The sequence below is a fragment of the Psychrobacter alimentarius genome (assembly GCF_001606025.1).
Taxonomy (GTDB): domain Bacteria; phylum Pseudomonadota; class Gammaproteobacteria; order Pseudomonadales; family Moraxellaceae; genus Psychrobacter; species Psychrobacter alimentarius.
This window is the reverse complement of the sequence record NZ_CP014945.1, coordinates 674,203-694,526: the sequence shown is the minus strand read 5'-3', so window position 1 is coordinate 694,526 and position 20,324 is coordinate 674,203. Positions and strand designations below refer to the sequence as shown.

The window sequence follows — 20,324 nt, the reverse complement described above, 5'->3', positions numbered from 1 at the left end:
ATAAATTTACGAATGTGTCACCGCTGATTGTTTGTGAATCAGAACATTAGAACAGGATATTAGCAATTATTATTGCCATAAATTTATCAGCGATCAATGCACAAACTTTCTTAATACCAAGAGCACTAGTGGCCAGCTTATGATACTCATCAGTAAGGATAATGCGGATTGTGCGATAAAGACATTTTGAATAAACATCTGTAGTACCCATAGGCTGATTTGGAAAACGATCAATCCCAAGCTCGCTATCAGCCATGCACTCAGAGTATTTAATTGTCTCACGTAGATACTAGTGATTTTGATGACAAGAGCAACCACCACTGCAGAAAAGGCTTGTTGTCCCAAGTGCGTATCCATCAGCAAATCAGCGATAATACCTATGGTAAATGCTGTAAAGATACCGACATAACGGGGCTGAAACAGCAACCAGAAAATCAGCACCATAATCATGACCATAGGACGCAGGGTTGCCATACTAGGGTTTAACGGATATACATTGAGTGATGAAGCAGCGACGAAGCTTAGAATGATGGCAGCAATTAAAAGTACCGTTGCATTCTCAGAATCAGGATACGCCATTATTTACTTACCTTAGAAGTGTAAACTACTGCTGTTAAAACGTGGTTAATCAATAATGAGCCAAATGCTGCTACTGAAGTGGCACTAGTAAACACATTATCAAGTGAGCATGCGTACATTACTACTCAATCAATGATTATATTAATCAGCGTTTGTCTTGCAAGATTAATACATAGGCATTATCGATGAAGTTTGCTGTTGGCGTCACATCTATGCTTCTAAAGTTAGCAGCTTGTACATCTTCCACATGAGAGATGCGACCGACACGATACCCTGCTGGTATACGTCCACCTAACCCTGAAGAAATCAGCTCATCACCCACACGCACGTCTGAAGTTTTGAAAACATAATCCAGACTCAATGAGGTTGGTATGCCCTTGCCTGTCACGATAGCTCGTTGACCCGTACGTTTGACTGTCACAGCCACCGATTGCTGCTCATCAGTGATCAGTAGCAATCGACTGGTATTAGGGTATACGTTGATAATCTGTCCTAATATGCCGTTTTCATCAATGACCGTTTGCCCAACTTGCACTCCATCTTGCTCACCTTTATTGAGCACCACAATTTGTCTGAGCAAATTGGCATCGGTCCCAATAACCTGAGCCAAATTGAGATCAAACTGCTCAGGCTTCGTGGTTGATAAGATGCCTTGCAAACGCGCATTCTGTGCCAAGATATAATCCTGCTGTTGCAGCTTGGCTTGGGCATGAATGAGCTGTGACTCTAGCTGCATGTTTTTACGGCGCAAGGTTTCTTTGGACTGTAAACTTCCACTCGCCCAATGGGTTGCATAGCTGGGCAATAAAGACAGCTCATAAATCGGCTGCATTGCGGCATGACTCGTACTACGTACGGGAGTAAACCATTCTGAGTTTTTGCTATCGAACCACATCAATATTAAGGCTGCTATTAGTACAATAGCAGTCTTACGAAGTGATAACGGCTGGCGCGCAAAAATACTTGGGGTCATAAGCTTTTTAACTCAGAAGTTATAGAACAATCAGTTGCCAGTCATAGAGGCTGTTTAATCATAAATACTATGTTCTAGCGTTTGCTAATGCAATTAAAGGTAGCGCAACGGGCTACCTTTATTTTTAACTCTTTTGACTTGCGATGTTATATCAATAAGTAACAAGTACAACGAACATGATCATAGGACATTGGTTTAAGCGAATGACTTAAACAAAAATCATATTCAAGCTTTTGTTATTGATAAAATCAAGTGCGATACCGCCACCACGGCTGACACAGGTCAATGGGTCTTCGGCAACTGTTACAGGCAGACCAGTCTCTCTTGAAATCAGTTTGTCTAAATCACGAAGTAACGCACCGCCACCAGTCAACACAATGCCGCGCTCAGCGATATCTGAAGATAACTCAGGTGGTGTCTGCTCAAGTGCTGCTTTTACTGCACTAATGATGCCACTCAATGGATCGCTCAATGCTTTTTGCACTTCTTCAGAATTGACGATAAAGGTCTTTGGCACCCCTTCTGCCATACTACGACCGCGAACCTCAACTTCTAACTGACTGTCTTCATTCAACGCAGAACCGACTTCTTTTTTGATACGCTCAGCTGTTGTCTCACCAATCACGCAACCATGTGTACGGCGTACGTGCGTAATAATGGCTTCATCAAACATGTCGCCACCAATACGAATGGACTCAGCATAGACGCAACCAGATAGCGCGATAACAGCGATCTCAGTTGTGCCACCACCGATATCAACAACCATAGACCCGCTAGCTTCATGAACTGGCATGCCCGCCCCTATTGCTGCCGCCATTGGTTCCTCTAGCAATAGCACTTTACTTGCGCCTGCTGACGAGACTGCCTCACGTATCGCTTTACGCTCAACCAACGTAGACTTACAAGGTACACAAACCACCACGTTAGGCTGCGCCATAAAACGCTTAGCTTTTACTTTAGCGATAAAATGCTTGAGCATCTTTTGTGTCACTTCAAAGTCAGCAATCACACCGTCTTTTAGTGGGCGAATCGCCGTAATATTGGCAGGCGTACGACCCAGCATTTGCTTTGCATCGATACCAACAGCAGCAACGGTAGGGTTTTGAGTACGATTACTTCGTAACGCAACCACCGTAGGCTCGTCAAGTACGACGCCTTTATTAGGAATAAAAATGAGGGTGTTCGCAGTACCGAGGTCGATTGCGATATTATTTGATAAAAATCCAAACAGGTTCATGACTAATATATCCAGCGTCTTACGAATGAGGCGAATGAGATTGACTGAGGGGTTACTCGTCAGTGTTGAGCAGGTCGTCGATAGACGTTACTTGTTGCAAAATTTGAGCATCGCAGCAAGTCAAACCTAAGCAATAATGATGAAATGATAAAACTGAGCTAAATTATACCGATTTGGCTCAGAAAAAACACAGATATTTGCATCAGTAAGTCAGGATTTCGGTCTTAGACGCTAAAAGTTGTTACAAAGTTTGAATGAGCAGTCATTGCCATTCAACGTAATGAAACATCATTTAATTCAATAACTAACAAAGTTCTACAGGCAGATGATGGTTTTGCTTGATAGTAGGTGCATACTGTAACGTATTTCAGAATCGAATGGGTGAGCAATTGAGCAACAATCGTGAATTATATGGTCAACTTTGCGAATACTTATATTTTGGTTAATTGTGTCTTGGTTTATATTGTGCATCAATCAAGCGTCCTGCTCTGTAAACTTAGGTCAGATGCTTTATAATAAAGCACCTTTATCAAAGCTTTAGTTTAATACTGACCTATTGTCATACTCATATTTATATACTTTAAGGTTCATTGTCCTCAATGGTAACCTATTACCACACTTAACAAAACTGTCCTTAACTGGAGAAACCATGTCACCACAATCAACGTCACAGCAACCATCAACGTCTGACAGCGCAGTCAGCCGTGAAGAAATCTTAGAAATTGCTACCCTTGCCCGTTTGGGTGTCGATGAGAGTACTGCCAATAGCTATGCCGATGACATCACTAAGATATTAAAGATGATGCAGACCATTAGCAACGTTGATACGACAGACATCAAGCCATTGGCAAACATTCATGAAGCTTGTCAAGAATTGCGCGCTGATGTTGCCAACCACGATATCGACCGCGAACGCAATCAGTCGGTCGCACCTGCTGTTGAAGAAGGCTTATATCTTGTACCACAAGTGATTGAATAGACGATCACCTCTTTTTGGTCTTTTATCTTAATTTTATTTATGTTATTAACAATTTGACGGACGACAACTATGTCTGAGCTTCATTTATTAAGTACCGAGCAGCTGATCACTGGCTTGCAAGACAAAAAATTTAGCAGCCTCGAGCTGACTGATCACTATATCAAACGTATCGACGCCCTCGACAGCAAGATCAATAGCTTTATCACTCATACCTCTGAGACAGCACGCGCACAAGCAAAAGCAGCAGACGAGATGCGTGCACAAGGTGACAACCGCTTGTTATTAGGCGTACCAATGGCGCATAAAGACATCTTTTGTACGCAAGGCGTATTGACGACTTGTGGCTCTAAAATGCTACATAACTTTGTCTCACCTTATAATGCTACGATTGTCTCTAATATTGATAAGGCCGGTATGATTAGCTTAGGTAAGCTCAACATGGATGAGTTTGCGATGGGTTCAGACAATAGTAGCTCTTATTATGGCACGGTGCAAAATCCCTGGAACCTAGAGCGTGTTCCTGGTGGTTCGTCAGGTGGTAGTGCCGCAGCCATCGCCGCAGGCTTCGTTCCTGTTGCAACTGGTAGTGACACGGGTGGCTCTATCCGTCAGCCTGCTTCATTCTGTGGTTTAACCGGTATCAAACCCACTTATGGTCGTGTCTCGCGCTTTGGTATGATTGCTTATGCCTCAAGTCTTGACCAAGCTGGCAGCATGGGACGCAGCGCCAAAGACTGTGCCTATCTACTGCAACCCATGATCGGTCATGATCCACTTGATGGCACCTCCATTAAACATGACATTCCTGACTATATACAGGATATTGAAGATGCAGAAGCAGCCGCTGGCGACAAGCCTTTTGCGCATCTACGTATTGGCGTTGCCAAAGAGTATTTTGCTAATGGTTTAGATAGCGAAGTCGAGCAAGCAGTACGCGCCGCCCTAAAAAAATACGAAGAACTGGGTGCGACCATTGTAGAAGTAAACATCACCAACCCTGATATCACCCTGTCTACTTACTATATGCTAGCGCCGGCAGAAGCTTCTTCTAACTTATCGCGCTTCGATGGTGTACGCTTTGGTTATCGCTGTGAAAACCCAAAAGACTTGATCGATCTATACACACGCTCACGCTCTGAAGGGTTTGGCCCTGAGGTGCAACGCCGTATCTTGACAGGTACTTATGCCCTATCTGCCGGTTACTTCGACGCTTATTATACCAAGGCACAAAAAGTACGCCGCTTGATCGTTAAAGACTTCGACGATGCATTTGCCAACTGTGATGTGATTGCCAGTCCAACCGCACCAACGGCTGCCTACAAGCTTGCTGAAGACCTCGACCCTGCAACCATGTACTTAGGCGATGTGTATACCATCGCGGTGAATTTGGCCGGTTTGCCAGCACTGAGTCAGCCAGTGGGCTTGACGTCAGACGGCTTGCCTATTGGCTTGCAATTGATTGGCAAGCATTGGCACGAAAGTGAGCTGCTGTCTACGGCGCACCTATTCCAGCAACACACCGATTATCATTTACAACACTCTGCCATCGCGAAGGAGACGGTATAATGAGCACAGCAACTACTGATAACAATACCGTTCGTAAAGAGACTGTCCGCAAAGAACTGTTCGTCGATGGATACGAAGTGGTCATCGGCATCGAGATTCACTGCCAACTTAATACGGAAAGTAAAATATTTTCAAGCTCGCCCACAGATTTTGGGCATGAGCCAAACAGCCAAGCCAGTCTTGTCGATTTGGGTCTGCCTGGTGTATTGCCTGTTTTAAATGCTGGCGTGGTCGATCGCGCCTTAAAATTCGGTATTGGCGTCAATGCTGAATTGGGCTTGTACAACACATTTGATCGCAAAAACTACTTTTATCCTGACTTACCAAAAGGCTATCAAATTACTCAGATGGCCAACCCTATCGTAGGTAAAGGGTACATCGATGTGGTGGTCAATGAAGGGGAAAAGAACGAATATCCAAAACGCATGGGCATCACCCGTGCGCATTTAGAAGAAGATGCAGGTAAATCTGTACATGACGCCATCGATGGTATGACTGGTGTCGATTTGAACCGTGCAGGTACGCCGCTGATTGAGATTGTCTCTGAACCAGACATGCGCTCAGCCAATGAAGCCCTCGCTTATATCAAGGCCATCCATCAGCTGGTGACTTGGCTTGGTATATCCGATGCGATTATGGCAGAAGGCTCGTTCCGCTGTGACTGTAACGTTTCTGTGCGCAAACCAGGCGACGAGCTTGGTACGCGTACTGAGCTAAAAAACTTAAACTCTTTCCGCTTCATCGAACGCGCGATCAATCGTGAAATCGAGCGTCAAATTGACATCATCGAAGACGGTGGTCAAGTCATCCAAGCCACGATGTTATATGATCCAGATCGTGACGAGACGCGCACCATGCGTACCAAGGAAGATGCCAACGACTATCGCTACTTCCCTGATCCTGATCTGCTACCTGTCCGCATTGAGCAGCATACTGTTGATGAAATCAAAGCAGCTATGCCTGAATTACCGGTTGCTCGTCGCGCACGCTTTGAGGAAGCACTTGGTCTATCAGAATATGACGCTCGTATCCTAACCGGAAGCCGTCAGCTGGCCGATTACTTCGAAGATGTCGTCGCTGAAGTGGGACAACAAGATGCAAAGATGGCTGCCAACTGGGTCATGGGCGACTTACTGGGCGCGCTGAACAAAGATGATACGGATATCATTGACTCGCCTATCAGCGCCAAGCAATTGGCGGGTATGCTGGCGCGTATCAAAGACGACACTTTATCTGGTAAATTGGCAAAGAAAGTCTTTAGCGCTTTGTATGAGCGCGAAGGCGGCGATGCCGATGATGCAGCAGATAAAATCATCAAAGACAAAGGCCTCAAGCAAGAAACCGATACGGGCGCGATTAAAGCCATCGTGGAAGACGTCATCGCTAAAAATGCAGCCATGGTCGAAGAGTATCGCGGCGGTAAAGAAAAAGCCTTTAATGGTCTGGTTGGACAAGTGATGAAAGCCAGTCGCGGTAGCGCCAACCCGCAGCAAGTCAACCAAATCCTAAAAGAGCTGTTGGGCTAAGGTTGTCTACTCATTGGTGAGACTGACTGTGATAGGCAAAATGCGATGGTAGATGTTGGCTACTATAAATAGCCCTTGCAATATGCATAATTTTGCGTAAAATAGTCAGTCATTCGGGGCGTAGCGCAGTCTGGTAGCGCACTACACTGGGGGTGTAGTGGTCGCAGGTTCAAATCCTGCCGTTCCGACCAAACATAGATAAAGGGTAGACCGTCATTGACCGTCTGCCCTTTATTTTGGGCGTTTTTCAGGTTTTCACTGTTTTATAGGTATATGGCGTTCCATATAGAATGTTAGCAAAATAGAAAATGTGATCTTTGCAGACTTCAAACAATAAGTAGCGAAGTTAGGCCAGTCATTTTGAATAAACCACCTTGCCTAGTCGATATTAAGCAAGTGATTATCGTATCTCTTATCCAAGGCCTGTTTACACGATACTATCTAGATATTACTAGGAGAGAGTAGTAAAGACAAAAATAGACGAAAGCTTTTACAAGACATTGCAATCAGAAAAGCCGCATTTGGACACTATACTCAATGCTAAAGACCAGTGTCTGTATAAACTTATAAGTTACTATATTTTTTAAGGCAAAATCTTTTTTAAGAAATTGGTCGTTTATTAATGCTTGATTACGAATCCAAAAAATAGGCGTTTATCGTCTACCTTCTGTGTATTAATATATATCTTTCGTGACATCAGCCTAAAGAAGTAACTTCAAGACAGGTAATTAGATAGGTTTTTGGACACATGATGGTACGGGTATTCTATCCTTAGGCATATGCTTGAAGCTAAGCTTTGACAAACCAAGCATCACTCATCTTGCCTTTTATAGAATTAAAGCGTACGTATATGCCATTGCTATCTTTTGTGGCATACCAGTGGTCACCATCTTCCGTCTCTATTTCAAAAAATTTTTTGTTTACAATATTACCGACTGTATAAATCTGTCCTTCTATAAAAAAAATATTCCCATTTGTGCACATTAATTGATCCCCAGTATTTATCATACTCTTTCTCTATTTTTATAATAAAAAACAGCCAAATATGCGTATATTTTCGGACAAATACAACAGGAAAAGGTATTAATGGTATTAAATACGATATAAACGGTAATATTTTCATTTTTTAGTGAACAGTTGTTTTAAAAATTTAGTATTTTTGTTATATAATAATGAATGTCGAAAAAAATAAGAATCTAAATTGCCTAACTATTGTATATATTTGAAAAAGTTGCTTACTATATAAATGACGCAACCTTGGTATGGGTGGATGCATATATATACACATCTTACGTATGAATACCCCTTTTTTAAGAACAGTCCATTGCTACATACCATACCCTTAGCATTAATCTTCATGTAACCCGCCGAACCTCATTACGGCATAACATGGAGCTATACAAATGACCTACCCAAACCAGAACTCACAACAGCCACCTAACAACCAATCCCGCAAACCTAAAAGCTGGCAGCGTTTTCTACTTAAAGCAATGCTTGGTATTCTGTTACCCTACCTACTCTCACCGCCCGATATCAGCATTTATATTTATCATATTACTATTGCTCTTCCCTCGTAGCGAAATCACACGCATTGCCCTAGCTGATACTCACGCTCACTAGACTTTTAGTAGGTGAGCCGTTAGGGTAAATGCTTCACGACTATGGTGGTTTATCCTATGCCCGAAACTCTTATCAAGCCTGATCCTGCTCTTACAAATGATGCGCCTTGGAACGCATATCAGCGTCCTTTTGTCCGTGATTTGGCGTATGTGCTGGCATGTCCCAATGTCTTGACGCAATGGATAGACTTTACACCGCATCAAAACACGCATACAGTTGATGTGCATAGCGCCAGCTTTTGGCGAGCACAGTTTGAGGCATACCAGCAGCGTTTGGAAGAGCTGAACACGACCAATTCCTATCAAGACTTAACGCGCTATTTGTTAAAGAGACCCAGTCCGAGCCGCCTAGGGTTTCACTTTGAGGGGCTGTTATCATTTTGGTTAGAAGATGGGTTTGCGCGTCAGCTGCATCCGTATGAGATGCTCGCTAATAACGTGCAGTTATATAACGGTAAGCAAACCACGGGCGAGCTGGATTTGATCTTGTACAACCATGAGGAGAAGCTGGTTGAGCACTGGGAGCTTGCCATTAAGTTTTTTATGGGATCAGCGCCTTTTGCGCCTGAGAACTGGGTTGGGATTAACTCAAAGGATAACTTAGAGCGTAAGATGACACATATGCAGACCAAGCAGTTCCGTAGCGTGTGGGTCGATACCGAGGATCATGGACGACTCAGAATCGATAAGCGTTATGGCATTATCAAAGGGCGGTTCTTTTTACCCATCAATACCAGCAATTTTGGTGATCATGATTGGCCCACTTGGCTGCAACCTAGCTTCCCCATACATGAGTGGTGCGATAAGAATGATCTGACCAATCTTGCGACAATTGATACGACCACCCTACGACGTGCACACTATGTGGAATGGTTTAGTAAACGTGACTTTTATGATAATTATGATGCACGTCTATCACCGCTTAACCTGTCTGAAACGGACACCCTTAGAACCGGATTGTATTTTGAAGGTGATAGACCCATCGTTATTTATTTTGCATACCCTGAAAAACCCTACGATAAGCTTTAAAAAGCGTTAGCCCTTGTTGGTAAGCAAATTTCAACCAGAATTCATGCAACAATAAATACTTACTGGCTTAATAAGTCTCAATCACTTGCATCAACTCATACCTGAGCATATCGGCGCTGGGCATACGCTCTGCGTGAAAGCGAACGATAGCAATACCTGCACTAGCAAGCGCCTTGTCTTTTTTGTCATCAGCCTTTTGACGTGCTTTACTACTGTGCGTCCAGTCATCAAGCTCGATGGCCAGCAGCGTGGTCTGAGCATCCACATCAACAATCACATAATCGACACTTTGACGACAGATACGATTGAACCAAAAGCTACGCTCAGAGGTTTCATCGCTATTGGCTTCAATAATCCGTGATAGCTGCACTTGGACAAAGATATGATATTCGGGCAACGCATTTTTTAGCTTGTTAAAAAAGATAACCTCGGTGTCAGTCATAATAGGCATAGGCGCAAATGGCCAAATCTCTAACTCATCACCGCGTACAGGCTTTGGATCAGGCTCCACGCTTTGACGTCTTGATAACAGCTTTGGTAATGTAATCAGCCCCAAAAAGCCAACTGCCAATATTAAAAATATAACGCCAAATGACATGGTTTTACCTTATACAATATGAAAGTGACTGACGATCTACCATGACCTTGTGAAAGGCGTTTCGTAGTAAACCAGTCACAACTGGTCAGCCTTTATAGGCTGACCAGCGATACGGAGAAAAACAAAGAAATTAATGCTTATCCTAGCTAAGCTTACGCCAAGCAGCAAACACCAACGTAAAAAACACGACAGTAGCTGTCGTGTTCAGTCATAAAAAATAAAAGATAAGCGGCTATAAGAGTATGGTCAAAATACTGTCTGTTGCTTCAAACGATTCTATCGGCGTATAGATTAGCGCCAGTATAAAACCCAAGCTTCCGACGCATTCAGTTTAGGGTCACTATTGATTTTATCTTTTAGTGCCAACGCTGCGACTTTACCGCGCTCCGGCCCAACGATCACTCGAACACCGCGACTGGTAGTACTGGTTTTAACCTGATAACCTGCGGCTTGTAGTTTCTTTGCCAATTCATCCGCTTTGGCTTGATTGTTTGCCAAGGCGACTTGCACGCCAAAACTGCCTTTGGCATCGGTTTCTTTTACTTCTTTACGAGCCTCGGTAAGTTTCTGCTGAGCGTTACGTTTGGCTTCAGCGGACTTCTCAGCTGCTGCCGCTTCACGCTCTAAACGCTGTACTTGGCTACGCGATGGAATCGTTATGTTTTGACCCACTCTTAGTGAAGTCGATGGTGAAAGATCATTTGCCTGCGCCAATACTTCTACCGGCATATTGTATTGCCTTGCCAGCTTAATAAGCCCATCACCTCTTTTAACCTGATAATCAGAAGAAGATTTTGGTGGTTCATTCTTAGCGGCTTCTGCCTTAGCCGTTTCCGCAGCTTCTTTTTTCCTTTCGGCCAGTGCTTGGGCGTCAGCTTGCTTTTTTGCGTCGGCTTGTCGTTTGGCTTCAGCGTCTTTTTTCTCTCTTGCCGCTTTTTCAGCAGCGGCTTGTTCTTTCAAAGCAGCTTGTCTTTGAGCGTCCTGTTTTGCTTGAACAGCTTGTTGCTGATCGCGCGTGCTGGCGCTTGTAGCAGTCTCGTTTGATGTATTGGTACTGTTATCATCAGTGGACTGTGCTGATGCTGATTCAGACGACTCGCTTGAGTCACTCTCTTCTACCTTAGGCGTATTGCTAGCCACATATTGCTGGCTTTCAGCACGCGCCTTGGCCAATGCTTCAGCTTCAGCAGCTTCTTGTTCTGTTAAGAACTGCTGAGCACGCATTTCTTGCTCTGCAACGCGAGCCGCGCGTTCTTTTTGTTTTTGTGCCAAGATACGTTTTTCGGTCTCGATATCAGTCGTTAATGGCTGCGAAGACTCTTGTTCGCTACTTGGCTGATCTATCAGTGCTGAGGGTAGATGTGGTTTGTTACTGTCACTAATCTGTTGCGCCATGGCGTATAGCATCACGCTACCGCCAATAATCATCCCAATGCCCAATAAGGCTTGTCTCGAAAAATTCATCCGTTTACGTCTCTTAGTTGGTAATAAGGTTGATTGAGAGGCGCAGCTATCGTCTCAAAACTATAGGGTAGCTAGATTTAATTCGTAGTGCTTGCCCTCAATTCTATTCATCCGTTCTCAAGATTTCTGTAGACCTTGTCATACCAGTCTTTTAAACCTCTTTGATTATAAAGCATATTTTTCGTGCTGTCTGCAATCTTGCTGATACTAAGATTAACATTAATTAACGGATATTTTAACCAAGATTATGAAATTTTAAGCGCAGACAATGCCTCTCCAATGGTATGAAAAGAGCCGCATACGACAATCAGATCTTGTGGTTGGCTGGCATCCATCACCGCATCAGTTGCTGCTGATAACCGATTGAATTCATGTATTTGAGCGCCATCGACATAACTGGCCAAAATCCCTCGTAACTGCTCGGTACTGGCCGCACGTGGATAATCGATTTCGGCAATAAACCAATCACTGATTGGTAACCCAGATTCGATCAGGCACTGTACAACCTTGTCGATGTCTTTATCCCCTAACATTGAAAACAGGATTTTAATCGTTGCGGGTGTGTGATGGGTTTGACTATCTACCTTTTGCTGCGCCAGATGCTGCTGCCAAAGTGGTAACAGCTGTTTTAATAAAAACGTAACGCCATGCTCATTATGGGCCACATCAAACAACCAATGACGCGCTTTGACCTCACGATAATCGAAGCGACCTGCCAGTTTAACCGTTTGCAACGCTTGCTCAAGTGCAGCCATATCGACATTTAATGGACTTGCCAATACCGCTGACAAAGCATTGGCGGTGTTCATCAATGACAATGCTGGTCGAGGTAGCTGCATCGTAATAGCTGCATTACTATACTGCCATGTTTTTGAGTCAAGTTCGCGATAACTAAAATCTTGACCAACTTGATAACAAGTGGCCTCATGCTTATCAATGGCTTGCTGCACGCTAGCAGGCATCTGGTCACTGCCATAAATTAAAGCAATATCTTTACGTAGAATACCCGCTTTTTCTGCGCCGATATCTTCGATATTGTCACCCAACCAATCGACATGATCGATACCGATATTGGTAATCACCGCCATGTCAGGATCAATAATGTTGACCACGTCTAAACGTCCGCCCAGCCCCACTTCCAACACCCAAACATCACAATCTGCTTCAGCGAATATCAATAATGCTGCCAGCGTCGTCATCTCAAAAAACGACAAGGTCAAATCACACGCTAATCGTGCGGCTTCTACTTTGTTAAAGGCGTCAATCAATGTTTGATCGCTCGCCATCTCACCATTGATGCGCACACGCTCATTAAACACGCTCAGATGTGGTGAATGATACAATGCCGTTTTGTACCCTGCGGCTTGGCAAACTTGTGCGATAACAGCCGTGGTTGAGCCTTTACCATTGGTACCTGCCACAGTGAACACATAGGCATCATCTTTAGCGGATTGTACGACACCAAGCAACTCAGCGACTGGCAATACTCGTGACAAACCCATATCTATTGCAGAGACATGTATCTGCTGCATATAGTCCAACCATTCTGTTAGGCTAGATTGGTCGTTGAGATTGTGCGTCGAAGAAACTAAAGAATCAGACATGGACAAAACCTATATAAAGAATTTTGATAATTACTAAAAAAAGAAAAAATAGTATAACTGGCTTGGTAAAAACAAAAAATAGCATTTACCGTAATATGACGATAAATGCTATTCGTGAGTTCTATATATCTGGCAGATAGTAGCACAACGCTCAATCGTTATGCATATCGCCATGCGCTCATTTACTTATTGAGCATTGAGATTGGGTACATGACATAACTTCGCGAGCAAACGATAAATCGTATCAATCAATTGATGACGATGTACCACTTCATCAACCACACCATGTTCTAAAAGGAACTCTGCACGTTGGAATGGCTCTTCTAATGTCTCACGTACGGTTTGCTCAATCACGCGCTTACCAGCAAAGCCAATCATGGCTTTTGGCTCAGCCAAGTGAATATCACCTAGCATGGCTAAAGAGGCTGTCACCCCACCATAAACAGGGTTGGTCAATACCACAATATAAGGAATGCCAGCGATTCTGAGACGTTCAATGGCGGCAGCCGTTCGTGCCATTTGCATTAAAGACAATAGGCCTTCCTGCATACGAGCGCCACCAGAGGCCGCGAAGCAGATCAAAGGTACTTTGTCTTCAAGCGCTTTTTCGGCCGCTTGGACAAAACGGTCACCAACCACTGACCCCATCGAACCACCCATAAAACGAAAATCAAAGGCACAAGTGACAACATCAAGATTGCGCAATTTACCATACATCACAATCAGCGCTTCACTTTCACCTGTTTTTTCCTGTGCCTCGCTCATACGCGCAGGATATGGCTTGCTATCCACAAAGCTTAGCGGATCTTTGGCAGTAAACTCTTGCCCAAGCTCGCCATTAACTTGATCCAGTAACCAGTTTAGACGCTCACGAGCGCTCATCGGTAAATGATGATCGCAATGCGGGCACACATAACAGTTAAAAATAAGCGCCGTGTTGGTAATCATTGAGTGGCAGCTACTGCACTCTGTTGATGGCTCGGTCTCAACTGCGGTCAATGGTGCCGTCAGTTGTTGCTTAATCCCTGGTATCTCGCGATTAAACCATGATTGCCCAGCCGTATTGCTATTTTGAAGGCTTGGCGCATTATCGTTACTAGCATTGGGTTTTGTTATCGTATCAGTCATATTATTCGCCATTATCAAAGGCTTATCGACAAGTTGGCTCATTTACTTGTCCCTAAGAGTAGATTTAAGAGTTGCACATAGTCATAACATGAGCAGTTATAAAGCACACTTATATGCAACTGTAACAACTCATATGTGAGGTTAGTTTACACACGTAAACTAAGTTTAGCAAAGTCATTTCTTACTGTCTGTATAAACATTCTTACAAAGACCGTAATCATGGATTAGCGCAGTTATTTTTATCTTTAAAGTTTTTAATGCTCACATTCATATGGCATCAATATTGAGCATCTTAGTGGTGAAAATAACTGCTGCTGTTTCACTTGAATAATTGTATCTTATCTATTTGCTTAGGCTTCACTAAGCGCTCAAGCTATCAAGAGCAGCGCGTAGCTCATCCATTTTGGTCATGATTTTTTGCTGGGCATTGGCGACAGCCGTTGCATCATTACCATCTATATCAGCAAAATTCTGTACCAAGGCACTTCCGACGATGACGCCATCTGCATGAGCACCGATCGCTTTGGCTGACGCGGCATCACGAATACCAAAACCGACACATACTGGCAAATCTGTCTCTGCTTTGATTGCTTGAACTTGGGTGGCAACATCGTCTGTATTTAGCGTAGCTGAGCCAGTTACGCCTTTTAGGGAAACATAATAGATATAGCCGCCGCAATGGGTCAGTACTTGCTCACGGCGTTCAGGTAAAGTGGTGGGCGATAGTAAGAAAATCTCATTCATCGCATGCTCAGTCAAATGCAGGGTAAAGCTGCCTGCCTCTGCGGGCGGCAAATCTACCATCAAAATACCATCGACGCCTGACTGCTCACATAGCGCGACAAAATTATCGTAACCGATGATCTCCACAGGATTGAGATAACCCATCAAGATAATTGGAGTCTGAGTGTCTCGCTGACGGAACTCCGCGACCATTTTTAGGGCATCACGCGTACTCGTACCGGCTGCTAGCGCACGCTCACCTGCCAATGCAACCACGGGACCATCTGCCATTGGGTCAGAAAACGGTAAGCCAAGCTCAATCATATCTGCGCCATGCTTAACCAAGTCATGCAGCAAGTCTACAGTGACGGTAGGATTGGGATCACCTGCCATCACATAAGGAATCAGGGCTTTTTTATTTTGTGATTTTAAAGTGTCAAAAGTACTTTCGATTCGAGTCATAAAATTCTCTTAATTTGTATACGGTGGCTCAGCTGGCCCTTTATCAAACAATAAAGGGCGCTAAGCAATTTTTCTTATGAATGATAGTGGCATAGCCTGTTAAAATAATGGCTATTACAACTCAATCCCTTCCGCTTTCATCACTGAATGCAAGTCTTTGTCACCGCGACCTGACATATTGACGATAATGGTCTGGTCAGGCGTCATGGTTTTTGCAAGCTTCAAGGCATAAGCGACCGCATGGGCGGACTCAAGTGCAGGGATGATGCCTTCTTTGCGCGTGGACTCATGGAAGCCTTCTAGAGATTCTTTGTCAGTACAACCAACATACTCAACACGGTTCATGTCTTTTAGGAAGCTGTGCTCAGGACCCACACCTGGGTAATCAAGACCTGCTGAGATAGAATGCGTCTCTTGAATTTGACCATCATCATCTGCCATAAGATACGTACGGTTACCATGTAGCACACCGATACGACCTGCCGCCAATGGCGCAGAATGACGACCTGACTCGATACCGTCACCGGTCGCCTCAACGCCATACATTTTGACTTCAGGATCGTTTAAGAAATCAAAGAACAAACCAATAGCGTTCGAACCACCACCGACACACGCAACTAGTGCATCAGGTAGTTTGCCTGTTTTTTCTAAATGCTGAATACGCGCTTCTTTACCAATAATCGCTTGGAAATCACGCACTAGCAATGGATAAGGATGCGGACCTGCCACCGTACCAATAATATAATAGGTACTATCGACATTGGTGACCCAATCACGCATGGCTTCGTTCATGGCATCTTTGAGCGTACGAGAACCTGACGTGACTGGCACGACGGTCGCACCAAGCAAGCGCATACGATAGACGTTCATCTTTTGACGCTCGACGTCATCAGCGCCCATATAGACGATACACTCTAGTCCTAGGCGTGCCGCAATCGTGGCTGTTGCCACGCCATGTTGCCCTGCCCCTGTCTCAGCGATGATACGTTTTTTGCCACACATTTTGGCAAGCAATGCTTGTCCAATGGTATTATTCACTTTGTGCGCGCCAGTATGGTTCAAATCTTCACGTTTGAAATAAATTTGCGCACCGCCAATCTCATCGCTCAACCGCTTTGCGTGATACAACGGTGTTGGACGACCCACGTAATTCACCAAATCATTGTGATACTCTTCCCAGAATGCTGGATCTGCTTTGACTTTGGTATAAAGCGTCTCTAGCTCTTCTAGGGCAGCCATCAAGGTTTCAGAGACAAAGCGACCACCGTGTACACCAAAATGTCCGCGTGCATCGGGATACTGGTTAAAATCGGGCACGTTTTCAGGATTGGTAAAGGTATTGATGGCCGTTGCAGTGGTAGATAACTCTTTATTAGCGACATGACTCATGATAATTCCTACTGTAATAAGTGGTATTTTTTAGTATAAATATTAGAAAATGCGGTAAGTAGTAGATGCTTGAATAATGCAGAACTAACTACTCAGGTTCGAAGGTTCGCTAAGCGTCGCGTTTTGCCATCGGTCACGCTTGACCGCTTTCATAAAGGCACGCATTTTAGCAGCATCTTTTTTGCCTTTATCTTTCTCAATACCGCCACTGACATCGACCGCATAAATAGGCAAATCTAATGTCGCAGCGACATTTTCGGCATCCAGTCCACCCGCCAAGATAATCGGCAGAGAGCTGTCTTGCGGAATGAGATTCCAATCAAAGCGCTGGCCTGTCCCGCCATAAGCAGCGGGGTGATAAGCATCCAATAAAATACTACTGGCACCTGCTGCTGCAAATTTGTCAATCTGGGCGCGAACGCTATCGGGCGTATGCTGCTCAGCATTGATACGCAGCGCTTTAATCCAGCGCTTATTGATACTGCTTGCCAGCTGCTGGCACTGCTCAGGGGTTTCGTCGCCATGGAACTGAATGATATCAAAAGAGACCGTGTTTACTAATTCAATCAGCTCATCCTGATGCATATTGACCACCAATGCGACTACGCTCATAAACGCTGGCACAGAAGCGCTGAGCGTTTTTGCTTGCACAAGCGTAACAGCACGCGGGCTTGGCGGGTAAAACACCAAACCGACTGCATCAGCACCCAATTGCGCCGCAGTCTGAACATCACTAAGCTGGGTAAAACCGCAAAACTTAACGTGCATGATATGACCTTAAATAGAACTCTCAGAATACTGATTTACAATTGGCTCACGACCAATACGACTCGTTAACGCGCCAGATTAAGTATGATGATGATTTGTTAACCAAATGGCAAATCAATTGCATCCAAAAACTTATCCTAGCATACTTTTATTCCTAATTTTGTTTATGATTGACATAAGGTTATTTGAATGTCTCAGACAGCATCAAAAGCGGCAAGCAAGACCCATAATAATGACAAAAACACGAATGCAACCTCGCCTCATTACTTGATGTGGTTCCGTCGTGATCTAAGGCTCCATGACAATACGGCTTTGACAGCACTGTGTGAAAAAGCAGCCACAGACAACGCTCAAGTCAGTGCCGTGTTTTTTTTGACACCCAAACAGTGGCAAGCACACGATATGTCGCTTGTACAAGTCGATCATATTGCCCGCACCTTGCCGATACTGGCAAAAACGCTACAAGATCAACTGAATATCACCCTTATTGTTCATTCTGCTCCAAGCTTTGCTGACTGTATCGATACTTTGACAACCTTGTGTCAAAAAAATCATATCAGTTGCATCATGGCAAATCATGAATACGAAGGCAATGAGATTGACCGTGATGAGCAATTAACCAAACAGCTGGCAAAAGATGATATCGAGTTTGTGCGCTGGCACGACCAATGTATATTGCCACCGCAAAGCATCACCACTAACGATGACACCATGTATCAAGTATTTACGCCATTCTATAAAAAATGGCGTCATACCTTGGATGTGGACGAAATACAGTTACATGACGCACCAGCTATCAAAGACAATCATGATATTGATTTGCAACTATCAAAAACTAGTGTAAACACTATGAAAGAGATAGAGAGTCTTTGCAAAAACACAGTCGAGGATTATCAAAAGACCTTGCAAGACGCAGAAGCACTACAGCACATAGATAGCGAGGAGCAGCTTAAACACGCTCGCGACGCCTATCCTGCGGGTGAAAAAGCAGCCTGCCAGCAGCTAGAGCGTTTTATTGCTGAGGACATCAATGATTACGACGTGGGACGAGATGTACCTAGCCTGAATGCAACCAGTCAATTATCTGCTTACCTCACGATTGGTACTATTAGTCCACGACTGTGTTATCTACAAGCTCATAAAGCGCAAGAAAAACTGCATGGCAATGATGGCGATAATGAAGACATCAATCGCTGGATAAGTGAGTTGGCCTGGCGTGATTTTTATCGGCATGTATTGGTCGATAAGCCAGAGCTAATCCGTCATCAAGCTTACAAGGATGACACGGATAAACGTATTAACTGGTCTTACGGTGATGATGATTTTCAGGCATGGTGTACAGGTAAAACTGGCGTGCCCTTGGTCGATGCTGCCATGAAAAGTCTCAATACCACCGGCTTTATGCACAATCGCTTGCGAATGGTGACGGCTATGTTTTTGACCAAAGACTTATTGATTGATTGGCGATGGGGCGAGCGCTATTTTATGCAGCAACTTATAGATGGTGACTTTGCTTCCAACAATGGTGGCTGGCAATGGAGCGCTTCGACTGGCACGGATTCTGCGCCCTATTTCCGTATCATGAACCCATTTAGCCAAGGCAAGACTCATGATCCTGACGCAATATTTATCAAGACTTGGCTACCTGAACTCAAAGATATTCCTAATAGCACCCTGCATTCAGAAGAAAAACTCCGCAATTCGCTCAGTAAAGGAGGTAAATTTGCCAGCCTTGATTATCCTCTACCGATGGTTGAACACAAAAAAGCCCGCGAGCTTGCCATTGCTGAGTTTAAAAAATAATAACGTCGTTCAAACAAACCTTCAGTCATGTCAGTAAGCGGTTTAACCGTTTGCTGACGAGGCTACTGGTAATTGGCACGCCCCTGCACCTTGAGTCGTGACAGTCACGACTGCGCCTGTCATAGCAAACAGTTGCTGTAACTGTGTCTGCGCATTTTTTAGTGCCATATTCATCACATCACCGCGGCACGCACGCTCCAAAACCTCTTCTTTAGCCATGCTCTGTGCTTGGGCTAAAATTTTTGGATCGACTTGCATCATGCCAAACGCACCCGTTTGCCAATCATAAATCTCGATGTCATCCAAATAAACCGCAAATATCTCTGACGGTGGCAACGTGATATTGATTGTTGGCATCAGAGAAGCTGCGCTTGTCGCACTGTCTGTCTGCGCGCCTTCCTGATCGGCACTGGAAGGCTCAGGCTGCACTACCTGAACCATCTCAGGCGTCAATGCGCTCAAATCGATCCCTGCTTGTACTCGACCACGCGCGATAAACAGCCCTTTTTGCTCATCTTGCCACAGCTTCATCCAACTTCCTGGGCGCTTACTGGTAATGACGGTATCTACACTAAACGCGACCGTTTGTAAGCGATTGAGCTGCTGTATCTGAGTAACCACGCCCTCACGAGTGATGGTTTCTATCGGTTCTTCTTTTGTTATATTCTGAACACTATAAATCGCAAACACGATCGCGGCCAAACCAATCAGCAATACTATCCATGACATTGGAGCGATTGGTTTTTTTGCTGACGTATTAGGGGCACTATTATTGATAGAAGAGCGATTATCAGGCTTGTTCATATAATCTACCTTAGAATGTGGTGTTTATTTCTATCACATCGTGATAAGTAACAGTCTAAGCAATAAATGCTAT

Annotated in this window: 18 protein-coding genes and 1 tRNA gene; 7 read left to right on the top strand and 12 right to left on the bottom strand. The window is 44.3% G+C overall.

The features are described from left to right. Positions 1-93: 93 nt before the first annotated feature. From mreD to A3K91_RS02865, 3 genes are all read right to left on the bottom strand, one after another. Positions 94-579, bottom strand: a complete 486-nt coding sequence (gene mreD / locus A3K91_RS02875; RefSeq protein WP_062843934.1) for a rod shape-determining protein MreD — start codon at positions 577-579, stop codon at positions 94-96. Between the two features lie 145 nt (positions 580-724). Continuing rightward, positions 725-1,552 (bottom strand): rod shape-determining protein MreC, encoded by an 828-nt coding sequence (gene mreC, locus A3K91_RS02870; RefSeq protein WP_062843933.1) that lies wholly within the window; start codon positions 1,550-1,552, stop codon positions 725-727. Positions 1,553-1,760: 208 nt separating this feature from the next. Further along, positions 1,761-2,798, bottom strand: a complete 1,038-nt coding sequence (locus A3K91_RS02865) for a rod shape-determining protein (RefSeq protein ID WP_062843932.1) — start codon at positions 2,796-2,798, stop codon at positions 1,761-1,763. A gap of 640 nt (positions 2,799-3,438) precedes the next feature. On the opposite strand from A3K91_RS02865, the gene gatC reads away from it, so the two are divergent. From gatC to A3K91_RS02845, 4 genes are all read left to right on the top strand, one after another. Continuing rightward, entirely contained in the window at positions 3,439-3,768 is a 330-nt protein-coding gene (gene gatC / locus A3K91_RS02860) for an Asp-tRNA(Asn)/Glu-tRNA(Gln) amidotransferase subunit GatC (RefSeq protein ID WP_062843931.1), read from the top strand. Positions 3,769-3,837: 69 nt separating this feature from the next. Next, complete coding sequence (gatA, locus tag A3K91_RS02855; RefSeq protein WP_062843930.1) at positions 3,838-5,334, top strand: Asp-tRNA(Asn)/Glu-tRNA(Gln) amidotransferase subunit GatA; 1,497 nt, start codon at positions 3,838-3,840, stop codon at positions 5,332-5,334. After that, entirely contained in the window at positions 5,334-6,860 is a 1,527-nt protein-coding gene (gene gatB, locus A3K91_RS02850) for an Asp-tRNA(Asn)/Glu-tRNA(Gln) amidotransferase subunit GatB (protein WP_062843929.1), read from the top strand. Before gatA ends, gatB begins: the two co-directional genes overlap by 1 nt. Before the next feature lie 114 nt (positions 6,861-6,974). Then, a tRNA-Pro gene (locus A3K91_RS02845) sits at positions 6,975-7,051 on the top strand. Positions 7,052-7,649: 598 nt separating this feature from the next. On the opposite strand, the gene A3K91_RS02840 is transcribed toward A3K91_RS02845, so the two are convergent. Further along, positions 7,650-7,868: a hypothetical protein gene (locus A3K91_RS02840; RefSeq protein ID WP_062843928.1), complete on the bottom strand. Its 219-nt coding sequence runs from the start codon at positions 7,866-7,868 to the stop codon at positions 7,650-7,652. Between the two features lie 395 nt (positions 7,869-8,263). Between A3K91_RS02840 and A3K91_RS14055 the strand changes: the two genes are divergently transcribed. Further along, positions 8,264-8,437 carry a hypothetical protein gene (locus A3K91_RS14055; protein ID WP_157769647.1) on the top strand — a complete coding sequence of 58 codons (174 nt, stop codon included), beginning with the start codon at positions 8,264-8,266 and terminating at the stop codon, positions 8,435-8,437. Between the two features lie 99 nt (positions 8,438-8,536). After that, positions 8,537-9,508 (top strand): DUF1853 family protein, encoded by a 972-nt coding sequence (locus A3K91_RS02835; RefSeq protein ID WP_062845830.1) that lies wholly within the window; start codon positions 8,537-8,539, stop codon positions 9,506-9,508. A 67-nt stretch (positions 9,509-9,575) separates the two neighbouring features. Here A3K91_RS02835 and A3K91_RS02830 read toward each other — a convergent pair whose 3' ends face one another. The 7 genes from A3K91_RS02830 to A3K91_RS02800 all read right to left on the bottom strand — a co-directional run bounded on the left by A3K91_RS02830 (position 9,576) and on the right by A3K91_RS02800 (position 17,644). Next, complete coding sequence (locus tag A3K91_RS02830) at positions 9,576-10,106, bottom strand: DUF2726 domain-containing protein (protein WP_062843927.1); 531 nt, start codon at positions 10,104-10,106, stop codon at positions 9,576-9,578. Positions 10,107-10,397: 291 nt separating this feature from the next. Then, positions 10,398-11,570, bottom strand: a complete 1,173-nt coding sequence (locus A3K91_RS02825; RefSeq protein WP_062843926.1) for a LysM peptidoglycan-binding domain-containing protein — start codon at positions 11,568-11,570, stop codon at positions 10,398-10,400. Between the two features lie 245 nt (positions 11,571-11,815). Next, positions 11,816-13,174, bottom strand: a complete 1,359-nt coding sequence (locus tag A3K91_RS02820; protein ID WP_062843925.1) for a bifunctional folylpolyglutamate synthase/dihydrofolate synthase — start codon at positions 13,172-13,174, stop codon at positions 11,816-11,818. A gap of 186 nt (positions 13,175-13,360) precedes the next feature. Further along, complete coding sequence (accD, locus tag A3K91_RS02815) at positions 13,361-14,314, bottom strand: acetyl-CoA carboxylase, carboxyltransferase subunit beta (RefSeq protein WP_208855367.1); 954 nt, start codon at positions 14,312-14,314, stop codon at positions 13,361-13,363. Positions 14,315-14,662: 348 nt separating this feature from the next. Further along, complete coding sequence (trpA, locus tag A3K91_RS02810) at positions 14,663-15,487, bottom strand: tryptophan synthase subunit alpha (protein WP_062843924.1); 825 nt, start codon at positions 15,485-15,487, stop codon at positions 14,663-14,665. Positions 15,488-15,601: 114 nt separating this feature from the next. Continuing rightward, positions 15,602-16,804 (bottom strand): tryptophan synthase subunit beta, encoded by a 1,203-nt coding sequence (gene trpB, locus A3K91_RS02805; protein ID WP_228139936.1) that lies wholly within the window; start codon positions 16,802-16,804, stop codon positions 15,602-15,604. Positions 16,805-16,960: 156 nt separating this feature from the next. Further along, positions 16,961-17,644, bottom strand: a complete 684-nt coding sequence (locus tag A3K91_RS02800) for a phosphoribosylanthranilate isomerase (protein ID WP_062843923.1) — start codon at positions 17,642-17,644, stop codon at positions 16,961-16,963. Positions 17,645-17,833: 189 nt separating this feature from the next. Between A3K91_RS02800 and A3K91_RS02795 the strand changes: the two genes are divergently transcribed. Further along, the gene (locus A3K91_RS02795; RefSeq protein WP_062843922.1) at positions 17,834-19,447 is read left to right on the top strand and encodes a cryptochrome/photolyase family protein; all 1,614 of its coding nucleotides are present in this window, start codon (positions 17,834-17,836) and stop codon (positions 19,445-19,447) included. A 42-nt stretch (positions 19,448-19,489) separates the two neighbouring features. Here A3K91_RS02795 and A3K91_RS02790 read toward each other — a convergent pair whose 3' ends face one another. Then, positions 19,490-20,251, bottom strand: coding sequence for a DUF4230 domain-containing protein (locus tag A3K91_RS02790; RefSeq protein ID WP_062843921.1), 762 nt, complete (start codon positions 20,249-20,251; stop codon positions 19,490-19,492). Positions 20,252-20,324 lie beyond the last annotated feature (73 nt).

Excerpts from the sequence above, each read along its gene's own strand:
- mreD (WP_062843934.1), bottom strand. The coding sequence starts at position 579 with ATGGCGTATCCTGATTCTGAGAATGCAACGGTACTTTTAATTGCTGCC.
- mreC (WP_062843933.1), bottom strand. The coding sequence starts at position 1,552 with ATGACCCCAAGTATTTTTGCGCGCCAGCCGTTATCACTTCGTAAGACT.
- gatC (WP_062843931.1), top strand. The coding sequence starts at position 3,439 with ATGTCACCACAATCAACGTCACAGCAACCATCAACGTCTGACAGCGCA.
- gatA (WP_062843930.1), top strand. The coding sequence starts at position 3,838 with ATGTCTGAGCTTCATTTATTAAGTACCGAGCAGCTGATCACTGGCTTG.
- gatB (WP_062843929.1), top strand. The coding sequence starts at position 5,334 with ATGAGCACAGCAACTACTGATAACAATACCGTTCGTAAAGAGACTGTC.
- A3K91_RS02840 (WP_062843928.1), bottom strand. The coding sequence starts at position 7,868 with ATGATAAATACTGGGGATCAATTAATGTGCACAAATGGGAATATTTTT.
- A3K91_RS14055 (WP_157769647.1), top strand. The coding sequence starts at position 8,264 with ATGACCTACCCAAACCAGAACTCACAACAGCCACCTAACAACCAATCC.
- A3K91_RS02835 (WP_062845830.1), top strand. The coding sequence starts at position 8,537 with ATGCCCGAAACTCTTATCAAGCCTGATCCTGCTCTTACAAATGATGCG.
- A3K91_RS02830 (WP_062843927.1), bottom strand. The coding sequence starts at position 10,106 with ATGTCATTTGGCGTTATATTTTTAATATTGGCAGTTGGCTTTTTGGGG.
- A3K91_RS02825 (WP_062843926.1), bottom strand. The coding sequence starts at position 11,570 with ATGAATTTTTCGAGACAAGCCTTATTGGGCATTGGGATGATTATTGGC.
- A3K91_RS02820 (WP_062843925.1), bottom strand. The coding sequence starts at position 13,174 with ATGTCTGATTCTTTAGTTTCTTCGACGCACAATCTCAACGACCAATCT.
- accD (WP_208855367.1), bottom strand. The coding sequence starts at position 14,314 with ATGGCGAATAATATGACTGATACGATAACAAAACCCAATGCTAGTAAC.
- trpA (WP_062843924.1), bottom strand. The coding sequence starts at position 15,487 with ATGACTCGAATCGAAAGTACTTTTGACACTTTAAAATCACAAAATAAA.
- A3K91_RS02800 (WP_062843923.1), bottom strand. The coding sequence starts at position 17,644 with ATGCACGTTAAGTTTTGCGGTTTTACCCAGCTTAGTGATGTTCAGACT.
- A3K91_RS02795 (WP_062843922.1), top strand. The coding sequence starts at position 17,834 with ATGTCTCAGACAGCATCAAAAGCGGCAAGCAAGACCCATAATAATGAC.
- A3K91_RS02790 (WP_062843921.1), bottom strand. The coding sequence starts at position 20,251 with ATGAACAAGCCTGATAATCGCTCTTCTATCAATAATAGTGCCCCTAAT.